Below are 22,107 nucleotides of genomic sequence, written 5' to 3'. Positions count from 1 at the left end.
AACTTGTGGAACTTTTGCGAACCGACGAGACCACAATGTAACTGCCAAACGGTCTTGCCTGGATTGAAAGGAGTGACAAGTCCTAAAAATGGTTAAAAGGAACTTAACGCGTGGATTCCACCATATCGCGTAGGTCTTCAACCATATCTGAGACCACTTCATAAAGGTTAGGGTCAATTTGTTCGATCAAACGAAACACTCCGGTTTCTTCATAGATGGTATAGAGTTCATAAGACGTTTCCGGAGATACGCGCCATGCCGATGTGGTGACTTGCAGGGTGTATACCGGGATAGCCTTCCGTTTGATGGCGAGATCGGTCGAACTCCACGGGATTTTTGGACCCCAGTCGGGGAAGAAATCGGGTTGAATCATGTCCGGCGTGAGCTGATTGCCAATGGATAAGACTTTTAACAAGACCCGGCCATAGGGCTTGAGTAAACGGTGAACCGCTTCCATCCCTCGCCATACGGCAACTTCTCGCATAATCATGACTAACCCGCCGGGAGAATTGTGAAAAGGACAACGCATCGCACAGGTATAACACTGTGCACACGCCCAGATATACTCATCCATCATGTCTTTGACAGCCTGTGCGTCGCCAGATAGGACCGTTTGCACAACAATACGGGGGGAATAGTCAAAGAACCGGTGAGAGGGACAAGAACCACTGCAAACACCGCAGTTAAGGCAGCCGTGAATGACTTCCTCATAGCGCAAGTCACTCTTTATGGCTTGTAATAAACTTTCGGCATCTTGGTCGCCGACATCATCCGGATCGAGGCGTAAGTGGGGCATGACGGCTTCATCGCTCATACGGGTCACCTCCTTATTTCCAACCAGTTCGTGCGAATGTATCCGCAATGAACCGTTATCAGATACCTAGGATAAGTAAACGGCGCGATCGGCCTCGAGGAGAAGCGAATGGAAATCAGCAGCCCCAATCCACGTGAGAGGCCACACGATGGAAGACGGCTCAATCTGGACGAGGGGTAAGCTGAGCCGACACCCATAGAATGTGACACCTTGGTCCTTGGCATTGCGGATGAAGTCCGTCAGGGTTTTCCCACTGCCATCGAGAGCCAGCACATGATCGGCAAAGCCTTGGGTAAATATCGAAAGCCCGGTTTGCGTAAAGATAATGGCGGCATTATCATCCATAGCCTTTGCCACGGCAGCCATGAAAAAGACGGTGAAACACCGTTCGGGGGCTTCAATTCCGCGAGTTTGAACATAGACAAATCGTGCCATGATCAGCCTCTTTTCTAGTCGATTCCACTTGCTCCCATTACATGGTTCTTTCGAACCAAGATCCGATCGCCGTCATCGTATCACGGCATTGAACGGGGTTAAATGACTATTGGGTACGAATTAAATTTGAATTAACAAAGTTAAGAAAAAAGGCAAAGAGACAATGCGTCATATGGGCCAAACCAAAAAGTAGGGAAAACGTCACAATCTGACGTTTTAACTTGGTGAGGGCATTCACAAAGCGTCATAGCCAGGGCCATATGGTCCTCTAGGCGGGGTGCTTTCGGACCTGTTTAAGTGTAGCCATCTGGCAAAGAATGACCTTAGCGCACCACAATGAAGGTATCATGTAACCGGTGCGTGGGAGGGACGAAAATGGCTACCGTATCCGAGTGCAATATTCCAGAAGATCGGTATTACTGGATTGATAAACATGTATGGGCCAGACGGCTTGCCGGTGATGAGATTGAAGTCGGCATTACCGATCCGGCGCAGGCTTTGGCCGGTAAGATTCTTGTGTGTCGTATCAAGAAGGTGGGACGCGAACTCAAGCGGGGCGCGAGTGCCGCTACGCTGGAGAGTGGAAAGTGGGTTGGCGGTGTTTCAACGCCTGTTGCCGGCGTCATTTCTCAAATCAATGAGGCCGCTGAAAACGATCCGGAAAGTCTCAATCGTGACCCGTATGGCACATGGCTATTTCGATTACACGCCTCGTCACCTGATGAGGATTTGGCTCTTTTGGTGACTGGAGCGGACGCGGTGTCTTTATACCAACAAAAAATTCTGCAAGACGGGATTTCGTGCCATCATAGCTAAGAAGAAGCTTGGATTGCCAACGGGTAAGAGTTAGGGGTGCATAGAGAAGGAGGGACAATATGGAAGAGCATGTTCTTGATGTGCGAGGGTTGTCGTGTCCTATGCCCATCGTCAAAACCAAAAAGACGATGGACCAACTGCCAGCCGGCAATCAACTCGTAGTGTTAGCGACTGATCCGGGCTCGGTGGCAGATTTTGAGGCCTGGACCAAGCGGACGGGTCACAAGTTGTTGCAAGCCGAACAGGTTGGAAACGAGTTTCACTTTCGGATTGAAAAGGTTGGGGTCAAAGCCCAGGAGGGATAAATCACCATGAGCACGAAGAAAATCTTATACATTCAAACATCGGGACCAGATACTCCCGAACGCACGGCGTCCCCATTTTTTTTGGCGACGGCCGCATGCTTATTAGATCATGAAGTGACGATGCTGTTTACCATGCGGGGCACGCAACTCATGAAGAAAGGGATAGCGGAACATCTTTATGTGAAAGAAGGAGGCGAAACCCTGCAATATTTTATCGACCAGGCGTTAGATGCTGGGGTAAAATTTTTAGTATGTACTCCATCGTTAGATCTCAATGATATGACTAAAGACGATCTCATTGACAGCGTCTCCGCTATTGTGGGAGGCACTTTTGTCAATGAAGAAGCGTTAGCGTCGGATTTGGTTTTGTCGTTCTAATCGTCATCTTTCCAAAAATGTGTGAGCACGGGCAGGCCTGCCGATCTTTCCTGTCCCCGAAAATCCACCGGATGCTTGTGGATGGGTGTGATGTGAATGGAGGGAATGCTTAATGCGAGTCATTCATTTAGGACGTGTCCCCATTCCCCGGTCATTATCGGTTTTTCACGCCGTGGCAAAGGTTGCCAATGCCATGGACGAAATGGTTTTGGTGTCGTCGACACCGAGTGGACCTTTTGTGTCTGTCGGATATCATCAATTGGCCAACCGGGAATTAAATGTGCCCTACTGTGAGTCTCATCATATTCCGATTGCTCGCCGCTTGGTCGGCGGCGGCGCGGTCTTACTGGATTCGAATCAAACGTTTTGGCACTTGATTCTGCCTGGCGCCCATGCAGCCATTAAAGATCTCTATGCTGCGCTGCTACCCGCTCCGGTTTCGGCTTATCAACGATTTGGTATTAAGGCAGAGAAGCGGCCTTTGAATGACATTGTTGTGGGATCCAAGAAGATTGGAGGAACCGGTGCGGCGAGTATTGGTCACAGCATGGTTTTCGTCGGCAGTTGGATGTTTGATTTTGATCGCGAGTTGATGGCCCACGTCTTAAATGTCCCTTCCGAGAAGTTTCGAGATAAGACGATCCAATCACTCAAAGAGTATATGACGACAATGAAAGATGAACTAGGGACCAATCTTCCGACACCGGAAGAGGCCATGGCTGTTCTCACCGAAGAATTTGTGAATTTGCTCGACAGTCCGGCCCATGAAGATGTCTTGACCGATGCAGAAGAAGCGGAAGCTGAACGCTTAGCGGTACAGCTTTTCGAGCCGAATTTTGTGTTCCAAAATGAGGGATGGATTACTCCCGGGCGGAAAATCCGTGATGGCGTATATCTCTATGAAGGCTTACATAAAACGCCCACGGGACTGATTCGCATGATATGGCTTGAAGCGGACGGGTGGATTGAAAATGTTTGGCTCGGCGGGGATTTATTAATTGAGCCACCTGATGCGTTAACCCAGTTAGCTGGGGAATTGACTAAAACGCCGTTACTGGCTCGGGAGTTTCCTGAGCGTCTTCAGTCGAGTTTTGCCCGTCATCCGATTATCGGATTAACGCCTGAAGATCTCCTCGCAGCTTATCAACAAAAGATGTCAATCACGCCCGATGTGTCCACGCCAGTCAAATGATGGAGGACGATATGATGCCATCATCCCTTCGCGAGCGTATTTTAGAATATCTTGATCAACACAAAGAGGTGACGACGGAACAGCTCCAAAAGATTTTTGGTGTGTCCCGCCGCCATATTCAGCGTCATCTTCATCAGTTGGTCGAGGAACATCGGGTGTCTATGACCCTGCTTCCGGGGTCGCATCATACCGGGGTGTACCAAAGTGTTTTACCCCGGGATGAAGAGTTTCATGCGATTCCCCAATTGCTTAGAGCCATTGAGAAGGTGGGAGGGAAAGATCTTCTTGGGAAGGTTTTAGAACAATTCACCGATCAATATTACGGTCATTCGATCGATCAATCGCTAGAAGCGTTGAGCCAAGAGGATTCGGTGCTCATGGATTGGAAAAAGAGCCCGAATGGGTGGTGGATCACGATGCGCCAATGTCCTTTACCTAATACCCCGGACGCAGAACTCGTCTGTCAGGCCGAAGCCCGCACGTTTTCCAAACACTTCAAGGCTCCGGCCATTCATTTTAGTCGCGCCGAAACCGGGGTCTGTCAATTTTTCATTCCACAAAAAACGGTGACAGATCCAAGTGAGTCCAGGGCAGGAATGGCTAAGACTCAAGGACGTCTTTCATCGCCCATAGCATCTAGGGAAGGTGGCACAGACACTGATGAATAATCCAGTCGGGACCAAGGAATCGATTTTGGTTATTAGTGATTTTCCGCAAAAGGCATCGTCGTCACTCGTATCCTCGTTGGGATTTGAAGACAGCACCCCTAATCATGAAGAGATTACCGTACTCAATTTAGGAGGAAAGGAGCGGCTTGCCGTTCCCGACGTGTTTTATGATGGGTATATTCAGGTACTTACAGACGCCAGAAAACACGTGGGGCAATGGATAGACACAGTCGATTCGCCTTTGCTCATTGGTCTAGGATTAGGAGGGCTGGTGGCCTTATGGGCCTGTGCCGATAACCGGCAGGCTCCGGTCCGGGGAATTGTGGCTATCGGCAGTACACCCCATTTAGAATTTCTTAAGGATCGCCATCCCTATTATGACTGGCCTGCGGATACGGTGAAAAAGACGTTGCTAGATTGGGACGTCAGTTACAAGGTGCCTCGCATTGGTTCCCGCCATGTTTTGCTTCTGCATGGGGATCATGACCAGGTTATTGGCGCAAACTGGATTGAAGAATTTTTTCTCCTAGCCACGGGCGTTAGCCGGTTTCCTGATCATTGGGAATATCACCGCATCCGCGGCCTTGGACACGACTGGGATCATGAGGGGCAAGCTGTGCAAGAAGCCAGGCAATATCTTCACGCATTCCGTAAAAAGATTGCCACCTTGGTAGGGTAAATGGGGACAACCGCGCATTCGTGGTCGCAGGCCAGCGGGATTCCTTTCAGACTTCTCGGCATTCTTTGTTACAATAGAAAAGAATGTCTAAGAAGGGGTCGATGAGTGATGAAATTCCGCTGGTCTCATCGCAATCATCTGTCGGCAATTCAGCAGCGCCAGGCGGTTCTAGCGCAGTTGCCGCAGATGACCGCGGAGGACCAAAGACGCATCTTTTCTTGGTCCGTAGGGGCCGAAACGTTAGGATCATTTCAAGAATGTTTGACCGGAGAAATGGTCTTGCCAGTCGGTGTGGTCGGGCCCATGACGATTGAAATGGGATTATATGAACGCCGTGATGATGGTCAGTTACAGGAAGTGCAAAGACAAACAGATCACGTTTTTGTTCCCCTGGCTCATACAGAAGGGGGCCTGTCCGAATCCATGTTGCGTGGTTCACATGTCAGCAGCTTGGCTGGCGGCATTAAGACCTGGGTATTGCGTGATGAGATGACCAGGGACTGTGCTTTTGTGTTTCACACCACACAAGATGCGATTCACTTACATGAATGGGTGATGGCGCATCAGGAAGATTTGAAGGCGTGGATTAACAATCCTCTCCATGCCGATAAGGTGGTTCAGCCAGGCGAACGGTCTGCTAAGGTCTCTTCGCATGCTACCCTCTTAAATATCCGCACCCATGTGGTCGGTCCTGTCTGCCATGTTCTGTACGGATTTGATACGCAAGAAGCGTGCGGTCCGAATATGATTACACGAAACGCGTACGCCTTGAATGAATATATTGTCGAGCACATTGAGGGTCAAGGGCTTGCGCCGCACAGTATCTTTTTAGAGGCCAATATGGGCGGAGATAAAAAACCCAGTTATGAATATTTTCATGGTGGTCATGGGAAGACGGTTGTGGCGGAAAGCATCATTCCCGACGACATTATTCGCCGTTATTTAAATACCACCGCGGAAAATCTTCAGGCTCTGGAGTGGACAGGACTCCATGGCGCCCATGATAGTGGGATGCCTTCGTTCGGCTTTACCCCGGCATCGGCGGTGGCGGCGATTTTTGCAGCGACAGGTCAAGACTTGGGCATGGTCGGCACCAGCAGCATGGCTCATGCTACGCTATCGCGGGTAGACGAAGGGATTGCCTTTAGTATCACCTTGAGTGGGCTCGAAGTGGGGACAGTTGGTGGGGGAACAAAATTACCCCATGCCAGGTCCTATTTGCGTATGATGGGCTGTGAAGGTCCTCATTCAGCGCGACGTTTAGCGCAAATTATTGCGGCTGCCACCTTATCCTTAGAAATCTCGGCGGCGGCCTCGATGGCAAGCCGCGGCAGTGAAAATTTCTTTCGCACACACTGGAAACATGGAGGCCTTCGTTAGAAGGCCTCCATGGCTAGTTATACACATTGAGCGCGTCGGAACAAGGGTGTCTGACAGAGCAGTGCTAAATAACATGTTGTGCATTTGGAAGGTTTCAAGGCTTTAAAAGACAATGGGGAATGAGAGCTTGACGACGCGACACCCTTGCCAAAACCCGGAACGATTTTACGCCGCCCTTCTCGAGAGTCTGGACCTTTGGTATCATCAAGACCAATGCGGCGTGCCTTGGTTTCGATATCTTCCCGTAAGCGGTCTAAAAATTGACGACCGTCCATGCCGACGGTTTCCGCATCATCCCGGAGCCTGTAATACATGGCGTCCATAATCATCAAGAGTTCGTCTTTCATGTCGAGCAGAACCTTGTATCGTTCGAAGGGAACGGTGGGTAAAGCCCCTTTCAAATAATGCTCAGCAAAAGCCTGATGCCGTGATTCATCCTTTAATATCCGCCCGGATAATTTGCCAAATAGCGCCTCAGGTTGTGTTTTGGCATATAACGAATAAAAGTTTTTAGCAAAAATATCACTTATCAGAATGCCCCAGACCCAATCCAGGCGGTCTCCTTTACGTAGACGGTTATGGTAACGTAGCATTTCCGGCATCTGCCGGATCGTTAACGGATCGGCCTGAAGACGTTGGTATAGCCGGGTGAGCACCTCAAAGTGGCGTGCTTCATCCATCAGAAAACTGCTGAGGTATAATTGGGCTGTGGTTTCCCCCGCTCCGGCCATTTGGGGAAGCGCGACACTGGCTCCGATCATGGCGGACTGTTCCCCTAAATACACCGGGGTCAACATGCGTGCTAAGGCATGAGCTTGTTCTTCGTTAAATTGAATCGGATCTTCCCAATTGACATCCTCGACCGTCCACTGTGACTTCACGCCTTTATGAAATAACCGTACGAGCAGGTCTTCTTCAAATTGTGGGTAGACTTTTATCACCTGCAACCGTCCTTTCACCCGTCTAGCGATTTTTTTGAAGAGATTTCCGAATAGCCAATATCCTATCGTGTCCATGACACCATGACTGAACGAGATCAGCCATCCATTTCCTGCATCACCAAGATGCTCTATGCGCAACATTACCGGGACATTATCATATCACGTCTTACGCTCATCGTTTGCCCTGTGAGATATTTCTTGGGTGGGACTACCAAATTTCTCACAAACCGTTCCCTCCAAGAGGCAAAATATGCCTACGTACTTGTAAACATACTAAAAGTTACGGAGCTTTGCAAATGATCTGTAAGCAGGAAGCCAGATACCGCATGATGGTAAGCTTAATGGGTGCACTCTGTTCTCTTACACACAACACGCGCTTAATCCCCTTTCCAGGCGAAGCCGGAAGGGGATTAAGCAGACGGTGGACTTGGGTTCCTTGTGCCTCGACACCGTGTTTTACCGTCTCTAAGCAAGTTTTAGCGACACTTCCGACGTAGTACGCCGTGCCAGTGGGCGGCAGATGGGTTGCGTATGCGGAGTATTTATCGGCATAGGACGAGCTTAACTCAGATAGCAATTGCCGGGTGGAACCGAGGGATCTCTCGTCTTCTTAAGGGATAAAGACTTTTTAAAGCTTTTTTGCCGCTTGTTGACTGTAACAACAAGCGGCTTTAGGAGCAGAACTGAATTAGTTGTGATGCGGGATTGAAGTCCATTTGAGTCTGTTCCATCCTGAGGACGGCTATCTCTTGGCCCCTGCTTGACTCACAACATAACCCCTTCCACGAAAAATGTTCGTAGCAAATGGCCTGCGCCGTTTTTGAGATGGTTTCGATATAATGGCCACCAGATCCGGATGGATGGCGATTTCATGATCTGGTGGCGGTCAATTCTTTTCCGGACTATGGGGTTTTTTTGGCTTTTTCCCACTCTTTTTGCCGTAATTCAATGCGCCGAATTTTTCCAGAGACAGTCTTTGGTAAATCCGTGACGAATTCGATGGCCCGGGGATATTTATAGGGTGCCGTTTGCGTTTTGACATGATTTTGCAACGTTTCCGCTAATGCTGCACTCGGTTCAATTCCTGGCTTCAACACCACAAAAGCTTTGACAATTTCTCCACGGATTGGGTCGGGAGAAGAGACGACGGCCGCTTCTAATACTTCTGGGCGTTCGACGAGGAGGGATTCCACTTCAAACGGACCAATGCGGTATCCAGAACTGATAATAACATCGTCTGCACGGCCAACAAACCAAAAATACCCATCTTCGTCCACAATGGCCCGGTCTCCGGTTATGTAATAATCGCCGACAAACCGTTTTTGGGTTCCTTCCTCATCATTGACATAACCTTGAAATAACCCACGCGGCCGCTTCGGATGCACCTTAATCGCAATATCGCCTTCTTGCCCTGGGGGTAAGGGAACACCTTGATGATCGATCACGGTCATTTCAAATTCCGGCGCAGGTCGTCCCATCGATCCCGGTTTAATCGGTTGTCCTGGGGTATTGCCGATTAATAAAACGGTCTCGGTTTGGCCATAGCCATCACGAATATCAAGGCCTGTGGCCTGCTTAAAGATTTGAATCACCTCGGGATTGAGCGGTTCCCCAGCAGATACCGCGCTTTTAAGATGAGGAAATGTCCAAAGGGATAAATCTTCTTTAACGACTAACCGATAAACGGTTGGCGGTGCACAGACCGATGTAATGGGATGTGTGGATAAAATGTGCAAAAATTGCTGGGGATCAAATTTACCAGTCATATTATCGACAAAGATGGCTGCCCCAACCATCCACGGTCCAAATAATGAACTCCAGGCGGCCTTGGCCCATCCGGTATCGGAAATATTCCAATGGAGATCGTCTTGGCTTAATCCGAGCCAATATTGAGCGGTGATGGTATGGGCCTCTGGATATCGTTGATTATGCAGTACCATTTTCGGATATCCGGTAGTGCCAGAGGTAAAGTAAATTAATGTGGGATCGCTAGAGTCCGTGGGAAATCCTTCAAACACCGGGTTGTCCAAATGATAGGGATCAAATGAGATCCAGTGGGGTCGGGCTCCTCCTACCACAATGGGGTGCGTTAAATGAAGAGCCTCGTCCTGTAATTTATCCGCAATCTCGGGCAGAACGATGGCTGAGGTGGCCTGAGAAACCTGTAAGCGGTACAAGAGATCTTTAGCGGTTAATTGCGTTGTGCCGGGCATAGCGACCGCGCCCAGTTTATTCAAGGCGACCATGACCGGCCAAAATGCCGGGTCTTTTCCGAGAACAATCAGAACGCGATCTCCTTTGCCGATGCCTTGGGCTTTTAGCCAATCTGCAGTCTGGCCGGAAAGACGCGAGATATCTTGAAAAGTTAAAAGGACATTGGTGTCATTATGCATCATAGATAACGCAAGCGCATCTGGTCTTTCTTGAGCATAGCGGTCGATCACATCACGGCCAAAATTCCATGGATTGTCCGGTGTCATGCTGATGCCTCCCCCAAAACGATTAATATTGTCCCAATACGCCAAATGCTTTAAATATTCCTGTTCAAATTGAAAATTTTATTCGATTTGGATTAGTTAGAGGATCTAAATGGGGCAGAAATGGTGACCGGAGATGGAATTGGCGCGTTATATACACGGAAGGGGAGAACGAAATGAGAATGGCATTCTTGAGGGCATCCTATTGGATGGTAGGACTTTTAGGGATGGGGATACTGGCGGGATGCGGATTTAATGCATTCCAAGTTCCACGCCATCCTTCCCATATCTCCCTGCGTCCGTCTTTGCAGCATGTTGTACCCAAAAGCCACACACCATCAGTTCCATCACCGACGTCATCTGACATGATGCCGCATACACTACTTCTCCAATTGGGAGCGTTGTCAGTTCGGGTCCCGAACATCTGGAAAGCTCAGTCTCACACGCTGTTATCCCCTGGAGCACGGCAAATGATTGCGGTTTCGAACTCAGCTCACCTAACCATGACCTTAGATCCCTTGAGCCGGTCCACGGTCTTCCAATTGCTCCCCCAGCTACCTAAACCCCAGGGACTTACGAAAAACCCATGGAATCAAAGTCCATATTTTACCGAAACCGTAGACTATATTGACGGCGAGATTTACGTGACCATGTCCGATGTGAGCACCTCCGGTTCCCGGTATGTATTGAATCTATACATGCCTAAAACCGAAGCGACTACGGCATGGACCATTATCAAATCCATTAAGGCACCTGTTCCCTTAGACCTGTCTCAAGGAATTCGTCTGTTGCTAGCTCAAACTCGGTTGTCTAGCACGCCTCCTGAGGCCACGTGGTCCATGGGACAGGACCGCTGGTTGTTGGTGGGCGGCGAGCCGGCTACCGCCCAGGAGCCCTTTTTTCTTTTACGATCCCAAGATGGTGGGAAAAACTGGAATCTCATTAATTATACCCATTGGACGGCGGTGCCCTACCAGGTTTTTCCTAACACCGTGGGAAATCCCGCGATCGTATTTTGGAATGCGCAAGATGGCCTGATTGCCCAGCCGTCGTACGCAACGCCGCAACTCCTTCTTTTCCGAACTACGAATGGGGGCATGTCATGGAACGAGTCACGACTGGATTGTCCTAGCCAACCCCGTCTCGGAAAGGCACCATCCATCACCCTAATGGGTCATGGTCATGTGACCGTCTCCGTTTTGCTACGCTCAGGAAAAACCTTTACAGTGTCTAGTCAAAATCATGGAATCAGCTGGCAGTCATAAGGGGTTTTTGAGTCTTTTCGGCCTTCAGACCGGAGATTTCGGGAGAAGCCGCTATAGCTGCGTCTTGAGGAAATACGGCGTTACGTGATCCTTGAGGAACCCTTATATCTTGGCCCTTAGGGGAAAAAATATCTAAGACGCATTGTAACCCAAAGCTTATCTTAGTGATGGGAATCATCCTTCTTTAGATTTAGAAGCCTGTTACCCGTAGTCGGCCTTGTACTTCACCCGTTAGCGTTATGTTGTCAAGGCGAAGTTAACCCGTGCTCATTTGACCACCATTGCTGCCCCAGTGCTAGGACGAGATTCGACACCGGTGGGAAGCCTCTATCAACCGCAAATATCTGCGGCACTTTTCTCCCAATATCCGTTGTTATTGAGCCAGAACAATGAACCAATGGGACAGTTAAGCTATCAGGCGCCAAACACACGACCGTGCGCAATTTCGAACAATCCGTGTCACCCTTAAGTCTAGCGACCGCTGCTGGGGATTTGTGGAATGCGGTGCACTATACAGCTATTAATCAAAATATAATGACCTATCGATCGTTGTGGGTGAAAAACATCGCGCCGCCATGGCCAACGGTTTACCCTGCTGAAAGTCGTGTGGTGTGTGATGGTCCGTTAAATGTGATTATTGCGATTTCAAACTCAGGCATGCCACAGTTAGTGACTATAACGCATACGGCCATTGACATTAACCACCATACGCTAGGATTGCGAATGACTGCTAAAGTTATGGGGACGAGAATTGCTCTTTTGAGTTTTACGCCCATGAACTACATGTCGTGTGCGGCGAATTCTAGGCTTAAAGCGTATAGCAATCCGTGTTTCTTTTGAAACACGGATTTTTTGTATGATGTTTTAACCCAGGAAATCAACGGTTCCTTGCCATATTGGGTCTCCGCGTTCAACAGAGTCAGCACAAGTAAAAAGTTCACACCGAAACGTGTTTTTCTATGCCGAATCGATGCAAAGAGCAAGAACTTGGCAGCTTTTACGCCGCATCCCATGACACAACAGAGCGCGAAGCGGATTGACTTTGCCTTTTCCCGTGTTAAGGACCTGACTGTTTTGCATAGCAGGAAAACCTTGGCTTAGAGCCGCTCTACGAATTCAAGACGGTTTCCAAACGGATCGTTCAGATAGAAGCGTTTGACGCCTTCATCGGCACGAACATCGTCATTCATGACGTTGACGTTTTTCTGCAACAGATAATCTCGTAACTCGCTGATGTTTTCCACATGAAATGCGGGGTGTGCTTTGGTTGCAGGAATAAAATCCTTTTGAATGCCAATATGTACTTGGTGTGCGCCACATTGGAACCATACCCCTCCACGCTGGCGAAGAGGTTCAGGTTTGGGGATTTCCTCCCAACCCAACAGGTCAACAAAAAACTTGCGTGCTTCGGCTTCGCACCCTTGAGGACCTGCCAATTGAACGTGGTCGACCCCAAAGAACTTATACGCCATATCCATTCCTTCTTCCGTATTTTTCCTTAGTTATCTACTTTACCACTTTACCCAAAATGGGTTCTTTCTTGTTGTGGTCAAAATCGACAATTAAGCAAATTCCAACGATGACCTTTACACGATAACGCCTTTTGAAACGATTTGACATGTGTAATGACAGGTGATATATATACCAGAATGGAGGTGAGATGATGGCTTCGGAAGAACTCGTAGAACCCCTAGGAATTGAATGGGTGCCTTCGGCAAAAAGGCATGGGAAACCCTCGCAATTATTTTCATTGTGGTTCTCGGCAAACTTAGGAATGCCTGCCTGGTTGGTTGGCGTTTTAGGCCCCGTATTAGGCTTGGATTTGGGTCAAACGCTCTTTGCTATTATTTTAGGAAATATTATCGCGTCTCTTTTAGTTGGATTAACGGCCAAAGCGGGAACGGGCCAAGGATTAGCTCAATTGCCTCTGAGCCGCAGTATTTTCGGGCGCCGTGGTAATTATTTGCCTTCCTTTCTAAATACCCTATCGGCTATCGGCTGGTACACGATTAATACAGCCGTTGGCGGAGAGGCCATGGCGAAATTAATACACATTCCGTTGGCCCTCGGATTATTTTTCGTTGCCGCGGGGCAAATCGCGCTAGGATATTTAGGCTATGACATCATTCATCGATTTGAACGCGTCATGGTGTATGTTCAAGGTGTGTTATTTATCTTGATGAGCTATGAAGTGGTTCATCATTTGCCGCGCCTCGCTCACGTACATGCTGGCAATTACGGAGATTTTTTGTTGGAATTGGCTGCGGTTGTCTCCTATTCGTTTAGCTGGGCGCCTTATGCATCCGATTATGGTCGTTACTTACCAGAAAGCACCGCACCCCAACGCGTGTTCTGGGCGACATTTTGGGGGACCTTTTTGGGAACTGTGTGGGTCGAATGTATCGGTGCCGTGGTCGGAGCATTAGGTTGGGGCAATTTGAGTCCCATTGGCATGGTGCAAAACTTGATGGGGCCATTAACCGGTTTTGCCCTGCTCGCGATTATATTTGGCACAATGACAGCGGATGCCATTAACGGCTATACCGCAACTTTGTCCCTATTAACGCTGGATATTCCCATCCGCCGCACTCAGGCTGCGATTTTCTTGGGAGCGGTGGGCTGGCTTGTGGCGTGGTTGGCCAATTCCCATTTGCTGTCTGATTATGAAAACTTCTTATTGCTCCTCAGTTATTGGGTCGCGCCATGGGTGGGAATTGTGTTAGTTGCCGCCCACCAGGGATTGATTAATAAAGACCGTGCATTATTGGCCAAAGGCGTGGATGCCGCGGCGATTGGCGGATTTCTTGTAGGAATTGTGGCGGTCATTCCTTTTATGTCGACGATACTTTTTGAAGGACCGGTCGCCAAAATGTTAGACAACGGGGACACGGGATACTACGCGGGTATGCTCGTTGGGGCGTTAGTTTATTATCTCCTATTGCGGCTTCGCAAATCGGCTGCGCTATCGCATTCGTTATCCTAATTTGCAGCCGAGTTTCCTGGCGGTGCCTAAAAGTGGCGCCGCCATTTTTCTTTACAACGGGAAGAATCATTGATAAGAATTAGTGATTTAAGATGGCACAGATTAATCCATTACAGGCAAGCTGGCCCAGAAATCTTGGACCACGGTGTTGTAAATAGCAGGTTTTTGCCGATTGGCGACATGTCCTGCTCCGGGAATGAGGCCGACTTGCAAAAGAGGATTACCGATATCGGCCAAATAACTGGCGGCATGGCGTTCGTAGGCCTCTTGTGAGCCATTGAGCACGAGGGTGGGAACGCGAAGATTTTTCACGGCCTGATCGTCGACACGGGGATAATGAAAAGTCATATCATCAAGAACCGCCATTAATGTATTTTTCCAGCGTGTGCCGTGAAGCGTAAGAAATTCGTGAACAACTTGGGGATTTTCTCGTTCAATGCGTTGAAACTGTTCATATTGTTGACGCATTAAGGGTTCGAGTTCATCCGGAATAAAGGGCGAATAGCCAGTTAACACGATGCTTTGACAGAGACCCGGGTTTTTTACGGCCACATGTATGGCCAAAGACGCGCCTAACGACAATCCGACGAGATGTCCTCTACCGTGAACGGCAATAACATCCATTATCCACGAAAGCGCAGAAGAAAAATAGGGACGGGGGGCATCCAAGGGATTGGAACCATGTCCTGGCAAATCCATGGGAATCACCTCAAAGGCATCCTGCCAGATGCTGATTTGCTGGGCAAAATGGCTCTGTGCTGTACCCATAAAGCCATGAAACAAATAAATGCGGTCCAAAACATGACCTCCTATATCGAAAAACTTTGGCACCCGCACTATGAAAATTTTAAGAAGTTTTGTTTTCTTTTAAAGAGATGATATAGCAAACGGGTCCAAACAAATTAAATATTCGTGGTCAATTTAAAAACAAGAGGAATTAGTGCATCTCGTAGGACAAGAAGTCTTAGAATGGGATCCGGGCAATAGAATTGGGCGTCCCGGATCCCTGTGTTGGTTACGGTTTCAATGATGTGGCCGATGTTTTGGCCGGCGACAAAACCATTACCGATAAGGCGGTGAGACCCGAGGTATTGCCATTGGTAGTCGGAATGACCCACACTCTAACGGGAGCACCGACCTGTAATTTGCTCCAATCCCCTTCGGGAACATAAATAGCGGTATGAGACGTCAGGGCAATATTCGCGAGTTGCGGCTGATTGGGCACTTTGACGGTGAGTAAGGACGGACTTAAGGCACTGACCATGCCGTTAATGGGTGGAAACGACACATGAATGACTTGGGCTATGACTTGATTATCAGCGGTTCCTTGACCTTTGACAAATACACGATAACCTTTTTGCAAGTATTTGAGACCACTGGCGCCTGTTAATGGCGGTTCCCCTGGCATGACATATTGGGTATGGTCGGTTAATTGTACTGTGCGCGACAATGTTGTTAAATCGCCATGGGGATCCTCTAATGTTAAGGCCACCGTATTGGCATTAAGATTCGTAATTTCACCCCGTAGCGCCACTTGGATAGCGGGTTGGCCTGTGACCGCGCGAGTCAAAGCGCTGGGAGTTTTCTGATAGGCATAGTGCACTACCACAAAAGCCACCAACAACGCCATTAACCATCCTGCAGTTCTTCGGGACATAGAAAATTTCTGCTTCATGTCCATCCCTCCTGGTTAGGAGATATTCGAAAGCAGGACATTTTAGTCCCTATTGCGAACAAGCAATACAAGAAAATTTTAGGAGTTTTGATGACGATGACACGACGCGATCACCAGATTATGCAAGGCACTTTAATCCTTTTGGCATCGAGTTTGTTTTGGGCGCAAAGCTTGCACAATGGTTTAGGTGGGGATGTGTTTTGGCAATGGGCGGCTGGCCGTTATATGATTCATCACCACCTTGTGTTACATGATGATGTCTTTTCCTATACCCTTTATCACAAGCCATGGGTTACAGAAGAATGGGGCTATGAAGTTCTCTTGGCGGCCCTGGTATCTGGGTTGGGGGGTGTAGCATTTTGGCTGATGTCAGCTGGAATTGGAACGATCCTGATGGTGTCATTGGCCTGGTTGTTATCCTTACGGGGCGTTAAAGGTCTTAAAAATGGGCTGTTGGTTTTAATGGCGGCCCCCGGATTGGTCGAATTTGTCAAGGACCGCCCGCAAGCTTTTAGCTATGTTTTTTTTGTTTGGATGCTCATCATTTTGTGGAATGCGAAAACGCATCCAAGGCGTCTATGGTGGTCGGTCCCATTACTGTGGGTCTGGACGAATATGCATGGGAGCTTTCTTCTGGGATTCTTGTTGCTTCTATTAGAAGGAATTTGGATCATCGTGCCAGTCAATACCGCCCGGGTTAAAACGTGGCCTACCCAGGTCTCATTGAAACAATGGGCACGGGTCTTCATCGTGTCGGTGTTGGTCTCGTTCATGAATCCCAACGGGCCAGGGCTTTGGGTCTATTCCTGGCATGTGTCATTTTCTACACGAATTGCCAAGTATATTGCAGAATGGCAATCGCCTGATTTTCACATGATGATCTGGGTCGTCGTTATTTTGGTTCCACTATTCCTTCTTGTGTTGTTGATGCTGTTTGGAAACATCCCCGTGAATTGGCCAGACTTTTTTCTTGTGGCGGGTCTCTTTTATGCCACCATGAAATCCATCCGGTTTCTTCCCTATTACGATGTGCAGTGGGCCGTGTTACTGGGGGTTTTAACCCGGGAATGGCCTTTTCGCCGGATTCAAGGATATGTGGTGGCCCCTCTTCTACTGTTGTTAACCGGATTAATTCTTTTTGAAAAGCCCATCGTTCCAGCCGGAAAGCCGGTAGGAGAACCAATTCTGGCAGCGCAATATCTTAAAACGCATCCGGGACGAGTTTTTAATATGTATCATTGGGGAGGATACCTGATTTCCCAGCATATCCCCGTGTTTATTGATGGCCGGACGGACTTTTATTTACAGGGGCATCAACTTCACCAATATATGGCCGTCAAAAATTTAACAGAAAATCCGAATATCATTTGGAAGCAGTATAATGTGCGGTATGTGCTGTGGCAACCAAAAACGGCAGTGTCGACTTATTTATTATCGTTGCCTAAACAATGGACACCTATTATAAAGACCAAGACGGCCATTTTATTTCAACACCGGGGTTTGTGGTGAGATGATAAGAAGAGCATCAAGAAGAAGGGAGGCACGCCCGGGGTGGTAAGAACGCCGATTATTGAGGCGCTCAAGGCTTATAGTGCTGGCGGAAAAGCCAGGTGGCATACTCCAGGTCATAAAGGCCGGGTGCCCTTACCCTATCTTTTAAGCGAGTGGGACGTGACCGAAGTGCGCGAACTGACCCCCAAGTCAGACGGTGATGATCCTATTCATGATTCTGAGCGCCTCATGGCCCAAAGTTTTGGTGTCCAAAAAACATGGTATTCAGTCCAGGGCGCAACCTTGCCCGTCATGGCAGCCATTTTGGCGGCATGTCCCCCGGAATCTTCCGTCGTGGTAGACCGCATTGCTCACCGCTCCGTGCATGCGGCATTGATACTCGGGCACCTTCGGCCGATTTGGGCATATTCGCGGGTGGGACCTGGGGGTTATCCCTTGCCTGTTAACGATGAGGAACGTGTCCGGCTTATTGAACAATTTCAGCCGAAAGCCGTCATTGTGACAAATCCTACCTATGAAGGACTCGCAGCGGATCTGTCGGCCACAGCCGCCATCTGCCGTCAACACGGCATTCCTTTGATCGTTGACGAAGCCCACGGCACCCATTTTTGGGGACATGAGGGTTTTCCCCGTTCAGCATTGGTGGAAGGGGCCGACTTAGTGTGTCACGGAGTGCACAAGACCGAACGCAGTTTGACGCAAACGGGTCTATTGCACCTGAATTCTCCCATCATTTCCGTGTCTCAGGTTCAAGATGCATGGGATCTGTTGGCCACGTCGAGCCCTTCTTATCTGTTATTAGCATCTCTCGATGATTTTCAGTTTTTACGGCATCAGGAAGAATACCACCGCGGGTGGCACGTTTTAGCTGAGCAGTTGCGAGCATTACGCGCGAGATGGCGTGATCAGGGGCTGAATGTTTTACAAGATTGGTGGGAGCTCCAAAGCGGACAGGCCGACGCCGCCAAATTAACGATTTTGGGAGACGGATCCCACCTTCTTCGCAAACTTGAGCCCTTTGGGGTGGAAGAAAAATCCGATCCGTTTGGAGTGACGTTGATTGTGACTCCTTACGATGACCTGAACATGGTGAAGGCCGCTTTAGATGCTATCCTGGCCAATCAGGATAGCGGTCCACACGGGGCTTTACACTGGGGACGTTGGCCTATCCTTCAACAAATAATGCCGCCTTACCAGGCGATGACGGCAGAAACCGAATGGATTCCTTGGTCCAAAGCTTTGGGACGGATTGCAGCACGACCTCTGATCCCTTATCCCCCGGGCATTCCTCTCGTCGTGCCGGGCGAAGGTATTAATCAAGACGTGATATCATGGCTAACAGAGTACCGGGACTGGTACCTGAGGGGCAGTGGTGACCTAAAAGGATTACAACCTCCTCCCCCAACATGGGATGATGAAGGGACTGACGAAGGGCTATGGGTGATCAAAAACGCAGTGCCCTAATTACGTTTGAGGGTATAGAAAAAGTCGGCAAAACCACGCAGATTGGGCGCTTGGCGGCATGGCTTCGAACTTTAGGATATCCGGTAACCGTACTTAGGGAACCGGGAGGCACCATGCTTGGAGAATCACTACGCAGCTTGTTGTTGCATACGGTACAAATACACAGTGCAGAGGCCGAATTATTGCTTTTTGCAGCGGCCCGGGCTGAGCTGGTGAAAACGGTCATTCGCCCCTTATTAGCGCAAGGACACATTGTGATCGTGGACCGGTTCAGCGATTCATCCGTGGCGTATCAGGGATATGGACGGGGAATCGATGTAACGTGGGTCCAAACGGTAAATCAGCACGTTACGCAAGGATTAAAACCTGACCTGACCTTTTGGCTCAAGGGCCCTTCATTTGTTGAAGGGCAGGACAACATTGAAAAGTCGGGAAGAGAATTTTTCCAACGGGTGGAATCCGGCTATAATAAACTCGTTGAACAAGATCCTGCCCGATGGCATATTGTGGCCAGTATGCGTCCGGTGGAAGATGTGGCGAAAGATATTCAGCACGTGGTGAAATCCTATTTAAATATTGAGTAAGGTCCTGCATGATGACGAAACAATAGACCGCATACAACGTATGCAAACGAGGCACTTAACATGGCACCCTGGTGAGGGTTCGCGCAGGGATGGATTTATTTATGAGGAGGTTTCTTGGTGAAACTGGTCATTGCCATTCTTCAGGACAAAGATGCATCGGGAGCGGTTACCGAACTCAACCGCCGGGGATTTCGGGCCACGAAATTGGCGAGTACGGGAGGCTTTTTGCGCGAGGGCAACACGACGATATTGGTGGGCATTGAAGAAAAAGATGTCGAAGCGGTCATTCATATTTTGAAACGGACGTCGGCTGCACGGCAAGAGACACTTACGCCGCAAACTCCCTCGCATAGTGGAGAACCCTATATTCCTTTCCCGGTTGAGGTCACCGTAGGCGGGGCGACAATATTTGTCGTAGATATTGATCGTTATGAAAAATTCTAAAGCGTATTTAAGTCCGTGGCCCCTGATTCTTCAGGCGTGGCACACACAGCGTTTAGGCCACGCCTTGGTGATTCAAGGAAGCCAAGAAAAGGCGGATTTATTGGCCACGGCGCTTTCCCGGCAAATGACGTGCGAAGAAGTGGGCGATAGAGGATGTGAATGCCGGTCCTGTTCACGTGATATCTTCGATCATCCGGATGTCCTCCATATTCAGCCGGAAAAAGACCGGATTCGTCGCGAGCAGTTACAAATCGTCTTGCAGCATATTAACCGGCCACCACTTTGGAGTCATCATTTGGTTATTTGGGTGGACCAAGCTCACCGCTTAACCGAGGCGGCCCAAAATTATTTGTTAAAAAGTCTTGAGGAACCCCCTCGCTATGTCACGTTTATTTTCGTGACAGAACAAATTCATGGGCTCTTACCGACGGTGAGAAGTCGGTGCCAATTTTTGCGGGCCGATCCCGATATCCAGGATGACGACACGCATTTTGATCCTGATCAATTTTTTGCCGACAATGACTTAACCAAAGAACAACTGATTCAGTTTTCTTATTGGGTGCGCACCCAATATCGTCGGCACCAGAACAAGGCATGGCTCGAACTGTGGGAAGCGAGCTACCAAGCTTTTCACCATTTGAATGCCAACGGCTCCCAGGATCTAATCAAAGAGATTTTACGGGACGTTTTTGATCATGTCCGGCAATAAGGCCATATGGTGGGTCTACATTTTACGGTGTCAAGGGGACGTGTTTTATACCGGGATCACGACCAATCTGGCCCAGCGGTTTCGTGTGCATCAGCAAGGAAAAGGCGCCAAATTTACCCGGGCACATAGACCGCTTGAGATCTGGTGTCACTTTGGACCGTACACCAAATCGCAGGCCTTGCGCGAAGAATACCGCATTAAACAGTTGCCCCATAGTGCAAAGGAGGCCCTGAAGCTATCGTGTCCGTAGATACTGATCATCATTGGGTGGAACCAGGGCATGTATACCTGGTGGGAACGCCGATTGGTAATCTCGAAGACTTTTCACCACGAGCCCAAGCGGTATTGCGGCAGGTTGACCGGATTTTGTGCGAGGATACTCGGGAAACCGAAATTCTCTGCCGTACCTTTGATATCCATCGGCCCTTGGTATCATTTCATGCCCATAATGCACCACGGCGTCTGCAACAAGTTGCGACGTGGATTGCCCAAGGAGAAAGCCTTGCGCTGGTCTCGGACCGGGGAATGCCTGCCATTTCTGATCCGGGCCAAGAACTGATGGTATGGCTTTATGATAACCATATTCCGTTTTCGGTGATTCCGGGCCCGTCGGCGCAGGTCATGGCATTTGCCGCTTCAGGCTTTCCCCATCCTTATGTCTTTTGGGGATTTATCCCGCCAAATGGAAAAGCCCGGCGCGAGAGACTACAAGAAATTCAAGCGTGTCCCTATGCCAGTGTGATTTATGAAGCTCCGCATCACATGGACAAGACCTTAAATGATCTGCTGGAGCTTTTAGGCCGGGACCGTCTGGTCGTGCTCGGGCGGGAGATGACCAAACACTTTGAAGAGTTTTGGAAAGGGACGCTAGGCGAGTTAGTGAGTCAAAACCGGACCTGGAAGGGAGAAATGGTCCTCGTTGTAGGACCAAAAGCTTCGGCGTCTGAGCAAGAACCTGAATGGGACAAACTGATTGATGACGTGGAAAATTTGGTGGCAGCAGGACACACAATCAAAGAGGCGACCCAACAGATCGCCTCCCAATATCATATTTCCCGTCGAGAATTGTATAATCGCGCTCAAAAGAGCCGGAACAATTAAACCGCTTCAATATGCAAGCTTTTTAAGCAATCGTGGCAGATATTTTTGCCGCGGAAGGTTTCAATGTTTTCAGCATTCCCGCAGAAAATGCAAGCGGGTTCATATTTCCGCAAAACGATTTTTTCTCCATCGACATAGATTTCTAAGGAATCTTTGTCTTCAATTTGTAATGTCCTCCGTAATTCAATAGGCAGGACGACGCGACCAAGCTCGTCCACTCGACGGACAATTCCTGTTGATTTCATGCCTTCACTCCCTCATATTCGACAAGCTTTTGGAAGTATA

General features: G+C 48.9%; 25 protein-coding genes. 17 read left to right on the top strand and 8 right to left on the bottom strand.

Going from position 1 to position 22,107, the window contains the following annotated elements:
* Window positions 1-103: 103 nt before the first annotated feature.
* The gene (locus B8987_RS05230; RefSeq protein ID WP_020374248.1) at window positions 104-814 is read right to left on the bottom strand and encodes a 4Fe-4S dicluster domain-containing protein; all 711 of its coding nucleotides are present in this window, start codon (window positions 812-814) and stop codon (window positions 104-106) included.
* A gap of 66 nt (window positions 815-880) precedes the next feature.
* A complete protein-coding gene (locus tag B8987_RS05225) occupies window positions 881-1,249 on the bottom strand; it encodes a DsrE family protein (protein ID WP_020374249.1) in 369 nt (122 codons plus the stop codon).
* A 375-nt stretch (window positions 1,250-1,624) separates the two neighbouring features.
* Here B8987_RS05225 and B8987_RS05220 point away from each other — a divergent pair, with 375 nt between their 5' ends.
* From B8987_RS05220 to B8987_RS05190, 7 genes are all read left to right on the top strand, one after another.
* The gene (locus tag B8987_RS05220; protein WP_020374250.1) at window positions 1,625-2,065 is read left to right on the top strand and encodes a biotin/lipoyl attachment domain-containing protein; all 441 of its coding nucleotides are present in this window, start codon (window positions 1,625-1,627) and stop codon (window positions 2,063-2,065) included.
* Window positions 2,066-2,124: 59 nt separating this feature from the next.
* Window positions 2,125-2,370: a sulfurtransferase TusA family protein gene (locus B8987_RS05215; RefSeq protein ID WP_020374251.1), complete on the top strand. Its 246-nt coding sequence runs from the start codon at window positions 2,125-2,127 to the stop codon at window positions 2,368-2,370.
* A gap of 6 nt (window positions 2,371-2,376) precedes the next feature.
* Window positions 2,377-2,748, top strand: coding sequence for a DsrE family protein (locus B8987_RS05210; RefSeq protein ID WP_020374252.1), 372 nt, complete (start codon window positions 2,377-2,379; stop codon window positions 2,746-2,748).
* 112 nt (window positions 2,749-2,860) lie between these two features.
* Complete coding sequence (locus tag B8987_RS05205; protein ID WP_020374253.1) at window positions 2,861-3,940, top strand: lipoate--protein ligase family protein; 1,080 nt, start codon at window positions 2,861-2,863, stop codon at window positions 3,938-3,940.
* 11 nt (window positions 3,941-3,951) lie between these two features.
* Window positions 3,952-4,608, top strand: coding sequence for an HTH domain-containing protein (locus tag B8987_RS05200; RefSeq protein ID WP_157782358.1), 657 nt, complete (start codon window positions 3,952-3,954; stop codon window positions 4,606-4,608).
* Window positions 4,601-5,287 (top strand): alpha/beta fold hydrolase, encoded by a 687-nt coding sequence (locus tag B8987_RS05195; protein WP_020374255.1) that lies wholly within the window; start codon window positions 4,601-4,603, stop codon window positions 5,285-5,287. Before B8987_RS05200 ends, B8987_RS05195 begins: the two co-directional genes overlap by 8 nt.
* A gap of 108 nt (window positions 5,288-5,395) precedes the next feature.
* Window positions 5,396-6,667: a 3-hydroxy-3-methylglutaryl-CoA reductase gene (locus tag B8987_RS05190; protein ID WP_040767234.1), complete on the top strand. Its 1,272-nt coding sequence runs from the start codon at window positions 5,396-5,398 to the stop codon at window positions 6,665-6,667.
* Window positions 6,668-6,684: 17 nt separating this feature from the next.
* Here B8987_RS05190 and B8987_RS05185 read toward each other — a convergent pair whose 3' ends face one another.
* Both B8987_RS05185 and B8987_RS05180 read right to left on the bottom strand, forming a co-directional pair.
* Window positions 6,685-7,608: a ferritin family protein gene (locus B8987_RS05185; RefSeq protein ID WP_040767237.1), complete on the bottom strand. Its 924-nt coding sequence runs from the start codon at window positions 7,606-7,608 to the stop codon at window positions 6,685-6,687.
* A gap of 902 nt (window positions 7,609-8,510) precedes the next feature.
* The gene (locus B8987_RS05180) at window positions 8,511-10,088 is read right to left on the bottom strand and encodes an acyl--CoA ligase (RefSeq protein WP_020374258.1); all 1,578 of its coding nucleotides are present in this window, start codon (window positions 10,086-10,088) and stop codon (window positions 8,511-8,513) included.
* Between the two features lie 179 nt (window positions 10,089-10,267).
* Between B8987_RS05180 and B8987_RS05175 the strand changes: the two genes are divergently transcribed.
* Both B8987_RS05175 and B8987_RS05170 read left to right on the top strand, forming a co-directional pair.
* On the top strand, window positions 10,268-11,350 hold the full coding sequence (locus tag B8987_RS05175) for a WD40/YVTN/BNR-like repeat-containing protein (RefSeq protein ID WP_020374259.1): 1,083 nt from the start codon (window positions 10,268-10,270) through the stop codon (window positions 11,348-11,350).
* 435 nt (window positions 11,351-11,785) lie between these two features.
* Window positions 11,786-12,190 carry a hypothetical protein gene (locus tag B8987_RS05170; protein ID WP_020374261.1) on the top strand — a complete coding sequence of 135 codons (405 nt, stop codon included), beginning with the start codon at window positions 11,786-11,788 and terminating at the stop codon, window positions 12,188-12,190.
* A gap of 257 nt (window positions 12,191-12,447) precedes the next feature.
* Here B8987_RS05170 and B8987_RS05165 read toward each other — a convergent pair whose 3' ends face one another.
* Window positions 12,448-12,828 (bottom strand): VOC family protein, encoded by a 381-nt coding sequence (locus B8987_RS05165; RefSeq protein WP_242823944.1) that lies wholly within the window; start codon window positions 12,826-12,828, stop codon window positions 12,448-12,450.
* A 182-nt stretch (window positions 12,829-13,010) separates the two neighbouring features.
* Here B8987_RS05165 and B8987_RS05160 point away from each other — a divergent pair, with 182 nt between their 5' ends.
* Window positions 13,011-14,333 carry a purine-cytosine permease family protein gene (locus tag B8987_RS05160; protein WP_081503218.1) on the top strand — a complete coding sequence of 441 codons (1,323 nt, stop codon included), beginning with the start codon at window positions 13,011-13,013 and terminating at the stop codon, window positions 14,331-14,333.
* 102 nt (window positions 14,334-14,435) lie between these two features.
* On the opposite strand, the gene B8987_RS05155 is transcribed toward B8987_RS05160, so the two are convergent.
* The gene (locus B8987_RS05155; RefSeq protein ID WP_020374264.1) at window positions 14,436-15,131 is read right to left on the bottom strand and encodes an alpha/beta fold hydrolase; all 696 of its coding nucleotides are present in this window, start codon (window positions 15,129-15,131) and stop codon (window positions 14,436-14,438) included.
* A gap of 217 nt (window positions 15,132-15,348) precedes the next feature.
* Window positions 15,349-16,008, bottom strand: coding sequence for a DUF5666 domain-containing protein (locus B8987_RS05150; RefSeq protein WP_020374265.1), 660 nt, complete (start codon window positions 16,006-16,008; stop codon window positions 15,349-15,351).
* Between the two features lie 96 nt (window positions 16,009-16,104).
* Here B8987_RS05150 and B8987_RS05145 point away from each other — a divergent pair, with 96 nt between their 5' ends.
* The 7 genes from B8987_RS05145 to rsmI all read left to right on the top strand — a co-directional run bounded on the left by B8987_RS05145 (window position 16,105) and on the right by rsmI (window position 21,822).
* Window positions 16,105-17,517 carry a hypothetical protein gene (locus tag B8987_RS05145; RefSeq protein WP_084660935.1) on the top strand — a complete coding sequence of 471 codons (1,413 nt, stop codon included), beginning with the start codon at window positions 16,105-16,107 and terminating at the stop codon, window positions 17,515-17,517.
* A 42-nt stretch (window positions 17,518-17,559) separates the two neighbouring features.
* Window positions 17,560-18,984 carry an aminotransferase class I/II-fold pyridoxal phosphate-dependent enzyme gene (locus B8987_RS05140; protein ID WP_020374266.1) on the top strand — a complete coding sequence of 475 codons (1,425 nt, stop codon included), beginning with the start codon at window positions 17,560-17,562 and terminating at the stop codon, window positions 18,982-18,984.
* A complete protein-coding gene (tmk, locus tag B8987_RS05135) occupies window positions 18,957-19,568 on the top strand; it encodes a dTMP kinase (RefSeq protein WP_020374267.1) in 612 nt (203 codons plus the stop codon). The genes B8987_RS05140 and tmk overlap by 28 nt, the downstream gene beginning before the upstream one ends.
* A gap of 117 nt (window positions 19,569-19,685) precedes the next feature.
* Entirely contained in the window at window positions 19,686-20,012 is a 327-nt protein-coding gene (locus tag B8987_RS05130; RefSeq protein WP_020374268.1) for a cyclic-di-AMP receptor, read from the top strand.
* Complete coding sequence (locus B8987_RS05125; RefSeq protein ID WP_020374269.1) at window positions 19,999-20,721, top strand: hypothetical protein; 723 nt, start codon at window positions 19,999-20,001, stop codon at window positions 20,719-20,721. Before B8987_RS05130 ends, B8987_RS05125 begins: the two co-directional genes overlap by 14 nt.
* A complete protein-coding gene (locus B8987_RS05120) occupies window positions 20,708-20,971 on the top strand; it encodes a GIY-YIG nuclease family protein (RefSeq protein ID WP_020374270.1) in 264 nt (87 codons plus the stop codon). The genes B8987_RS05125 and B8987_RS05120 overlap by 14 nt, the downstream gene beginning before the upstream one ends.
* Window positions 20,962-21,822, top strand: coding sequence for a 16S rRNA (cytidine(1402)-2'-O)-methyltransferase (gene rsmI, locus B8987_RS05115; protein WP_020374271.1), 861 nt, complete (start codon window positions 20,962-20,964; stop codon window positions 21,820-21,822). Before B8987_RS05120 ends, rsmI begins: the two co-directional genes overlap by 10 nt.
* Here rsmI and B8987_RS05110 read toward each other — a convergent pair.
* Window positions 21,819-22,067 carry an AbrB/MazE/SpoVT family DNA-binding domain-containing protein gene (locus B8987_RS05110; RefSeq protein ID WP_020374272.1) on the bottom strand — a complete coding sequence of 83 codons (249 nt, stop codon included), beginning with the start codon at window positions 22,065-22,067 and terminating at the stop codon, window positions 21,819-21,821. The two genes, rsmI and B8987_RS05110, sit on opposite strands and share 4 nt — an antisense overlap.
* Window positions 22,068-22,107 lie beyond the last annotated feature (40 nt).

This window comes from Sulfobacillus thermosulfidooxidans DSM 9293 (assembly GCF_900176145.1).
Taxonomy (GTDB): Bacteria; Bacillota; Sulfobacillia; order Sulfobacillales; family Sulfobacillaceae; genus Sulfobacillus; species Sulfobacillus thermosulfidooxidans.
Note: the sequence above shows the minus strand (reverse complement) of the source record. Positions and strands in the feature narration are given on the sequence as shown.

Coding starts and splice junctions, on each gene's coding strand:
- B8987_RS05225 (WP_020374249.1), bottom strand. CDS start 1,249: ATGGCACGATTTGTCTATGTTCAAACTCGCGGAATTGAAGCCCCCGAA.
- B8987_RS05220 (WP_020374250.1), top strand. CDS start 1,625: ATGGCTACCGTATCCGAGTGCAATATTCCAGAAGATCGGTATTACTGG.
- B8987_RS05160 (WP_081503218.1), top strand. CDS start 13,011: ATGATGGCTTCGGAAGAACTCGTAGAACCCCTAGGAATTGAATGGGTG.
- B8987_RS05190 (WP_040767234.1), top strand. CDS start 5,396: ATGAAATTCCGCTGGTCTCATCGCAATCATCTGTCGGCAATTCAGCAG.
- B8987_RS05150 (WP_020374265.1), bottom strand. CDS start 16,008: ATGAAGCAGAAATTTTCTATGTCCCGAAGAACTGCAGGATGGTTAATG.
- B8987_RS05175 (WP_020374259.1), top strand. CDS start 10,268: ATGGCATTCTTGAGGGCATCCTATTGGATGGTAGGACTTTTAGGGATG.
- B8987_RS05110 (WP_020374272.1), bottom strand. CDS start 22,067: ATGAAATCAACAGGAATTGTCCGTCGAGTGGACGAGCTTGGTCGCGTC.
- B8987_RS05195 (WP_020374255.1), top strand. CDS start 4,601: ATGAATAATCCAGTCGGGACCAAGGAATCGATTTTGGTTATTAGTGAT.
- tmk (WP_020374267.1), top strand. CDS start 18,957: ATGGGTGATCAAAAACGCAGTGCCCTAATTACGTTTGAGGGTATAGAA.
- B8987_RS05215 (WP_020374251.1), top strand. CDS start 2,125: ATGGAAGAGCATGTTCTTGATGTGCGAGGGTTGTCGTGTCCTATGCCC.
- B8987_RS05145 (WP_084660935.1), top strand. CDS start 16,105: ATGACACGACGCGATCACCAGATTATGCAAGGCACTTTAATCCTTTTG.
- B8987_RS05230 (WP_020374248.1), bottom strand. CDS start 814: ATGAGCGATGAAGCCGTCATGCCCCACTTACGCCTCGATCCGGATGAT.
- B8987_RS05210 (WP_020374252.1), top strand. CDS start 2,377: ATGAGCACGAAGAAAATCTTATACATTCAAACATCGGGACCAGATACT.
- B8987_RS05125 (WP_020374269.1), top strand. CDS start 19,999: ATGAAAAATTCTAAAGCGTATTTAAGTCCGTGGCCCCTGATTCTTCAG.
- B8987_RS05200 (WP_157782358.1), top strand. CDS start 3,952: ATGATGCCATCATCCCTTCGCGAGCGTATTTTAGAATATCTTGATCAA.
- B8987_RS05120 (WP_020374270.1), top strand. CDS start 20,708: ATGTCCGGCAATAAGGCCATATGGTGGGTCTACATTTTACGGTGTCAA.
- B8987_RS05205 (WP_020374253.1), top strand. CDS start 2,861: ATGCGAGTCATTCATTTAGGACGTGTCCCCATTCCCCGGTCATTATCG.
- B8987_RS05165 (WP_242823944.1), bottom strand. CDS start 12,828: ATGGATATGGCGTATAAGTTCTTTGGGGTCGACCACGTTCAATTGGCA.
- B8987_RS05180 (WP_020374258.1), bottom strand. CDS start 10,088: ATGACACCGGACAATCCATGGAATTTTGGCCGTGATGTGATCGACCGC.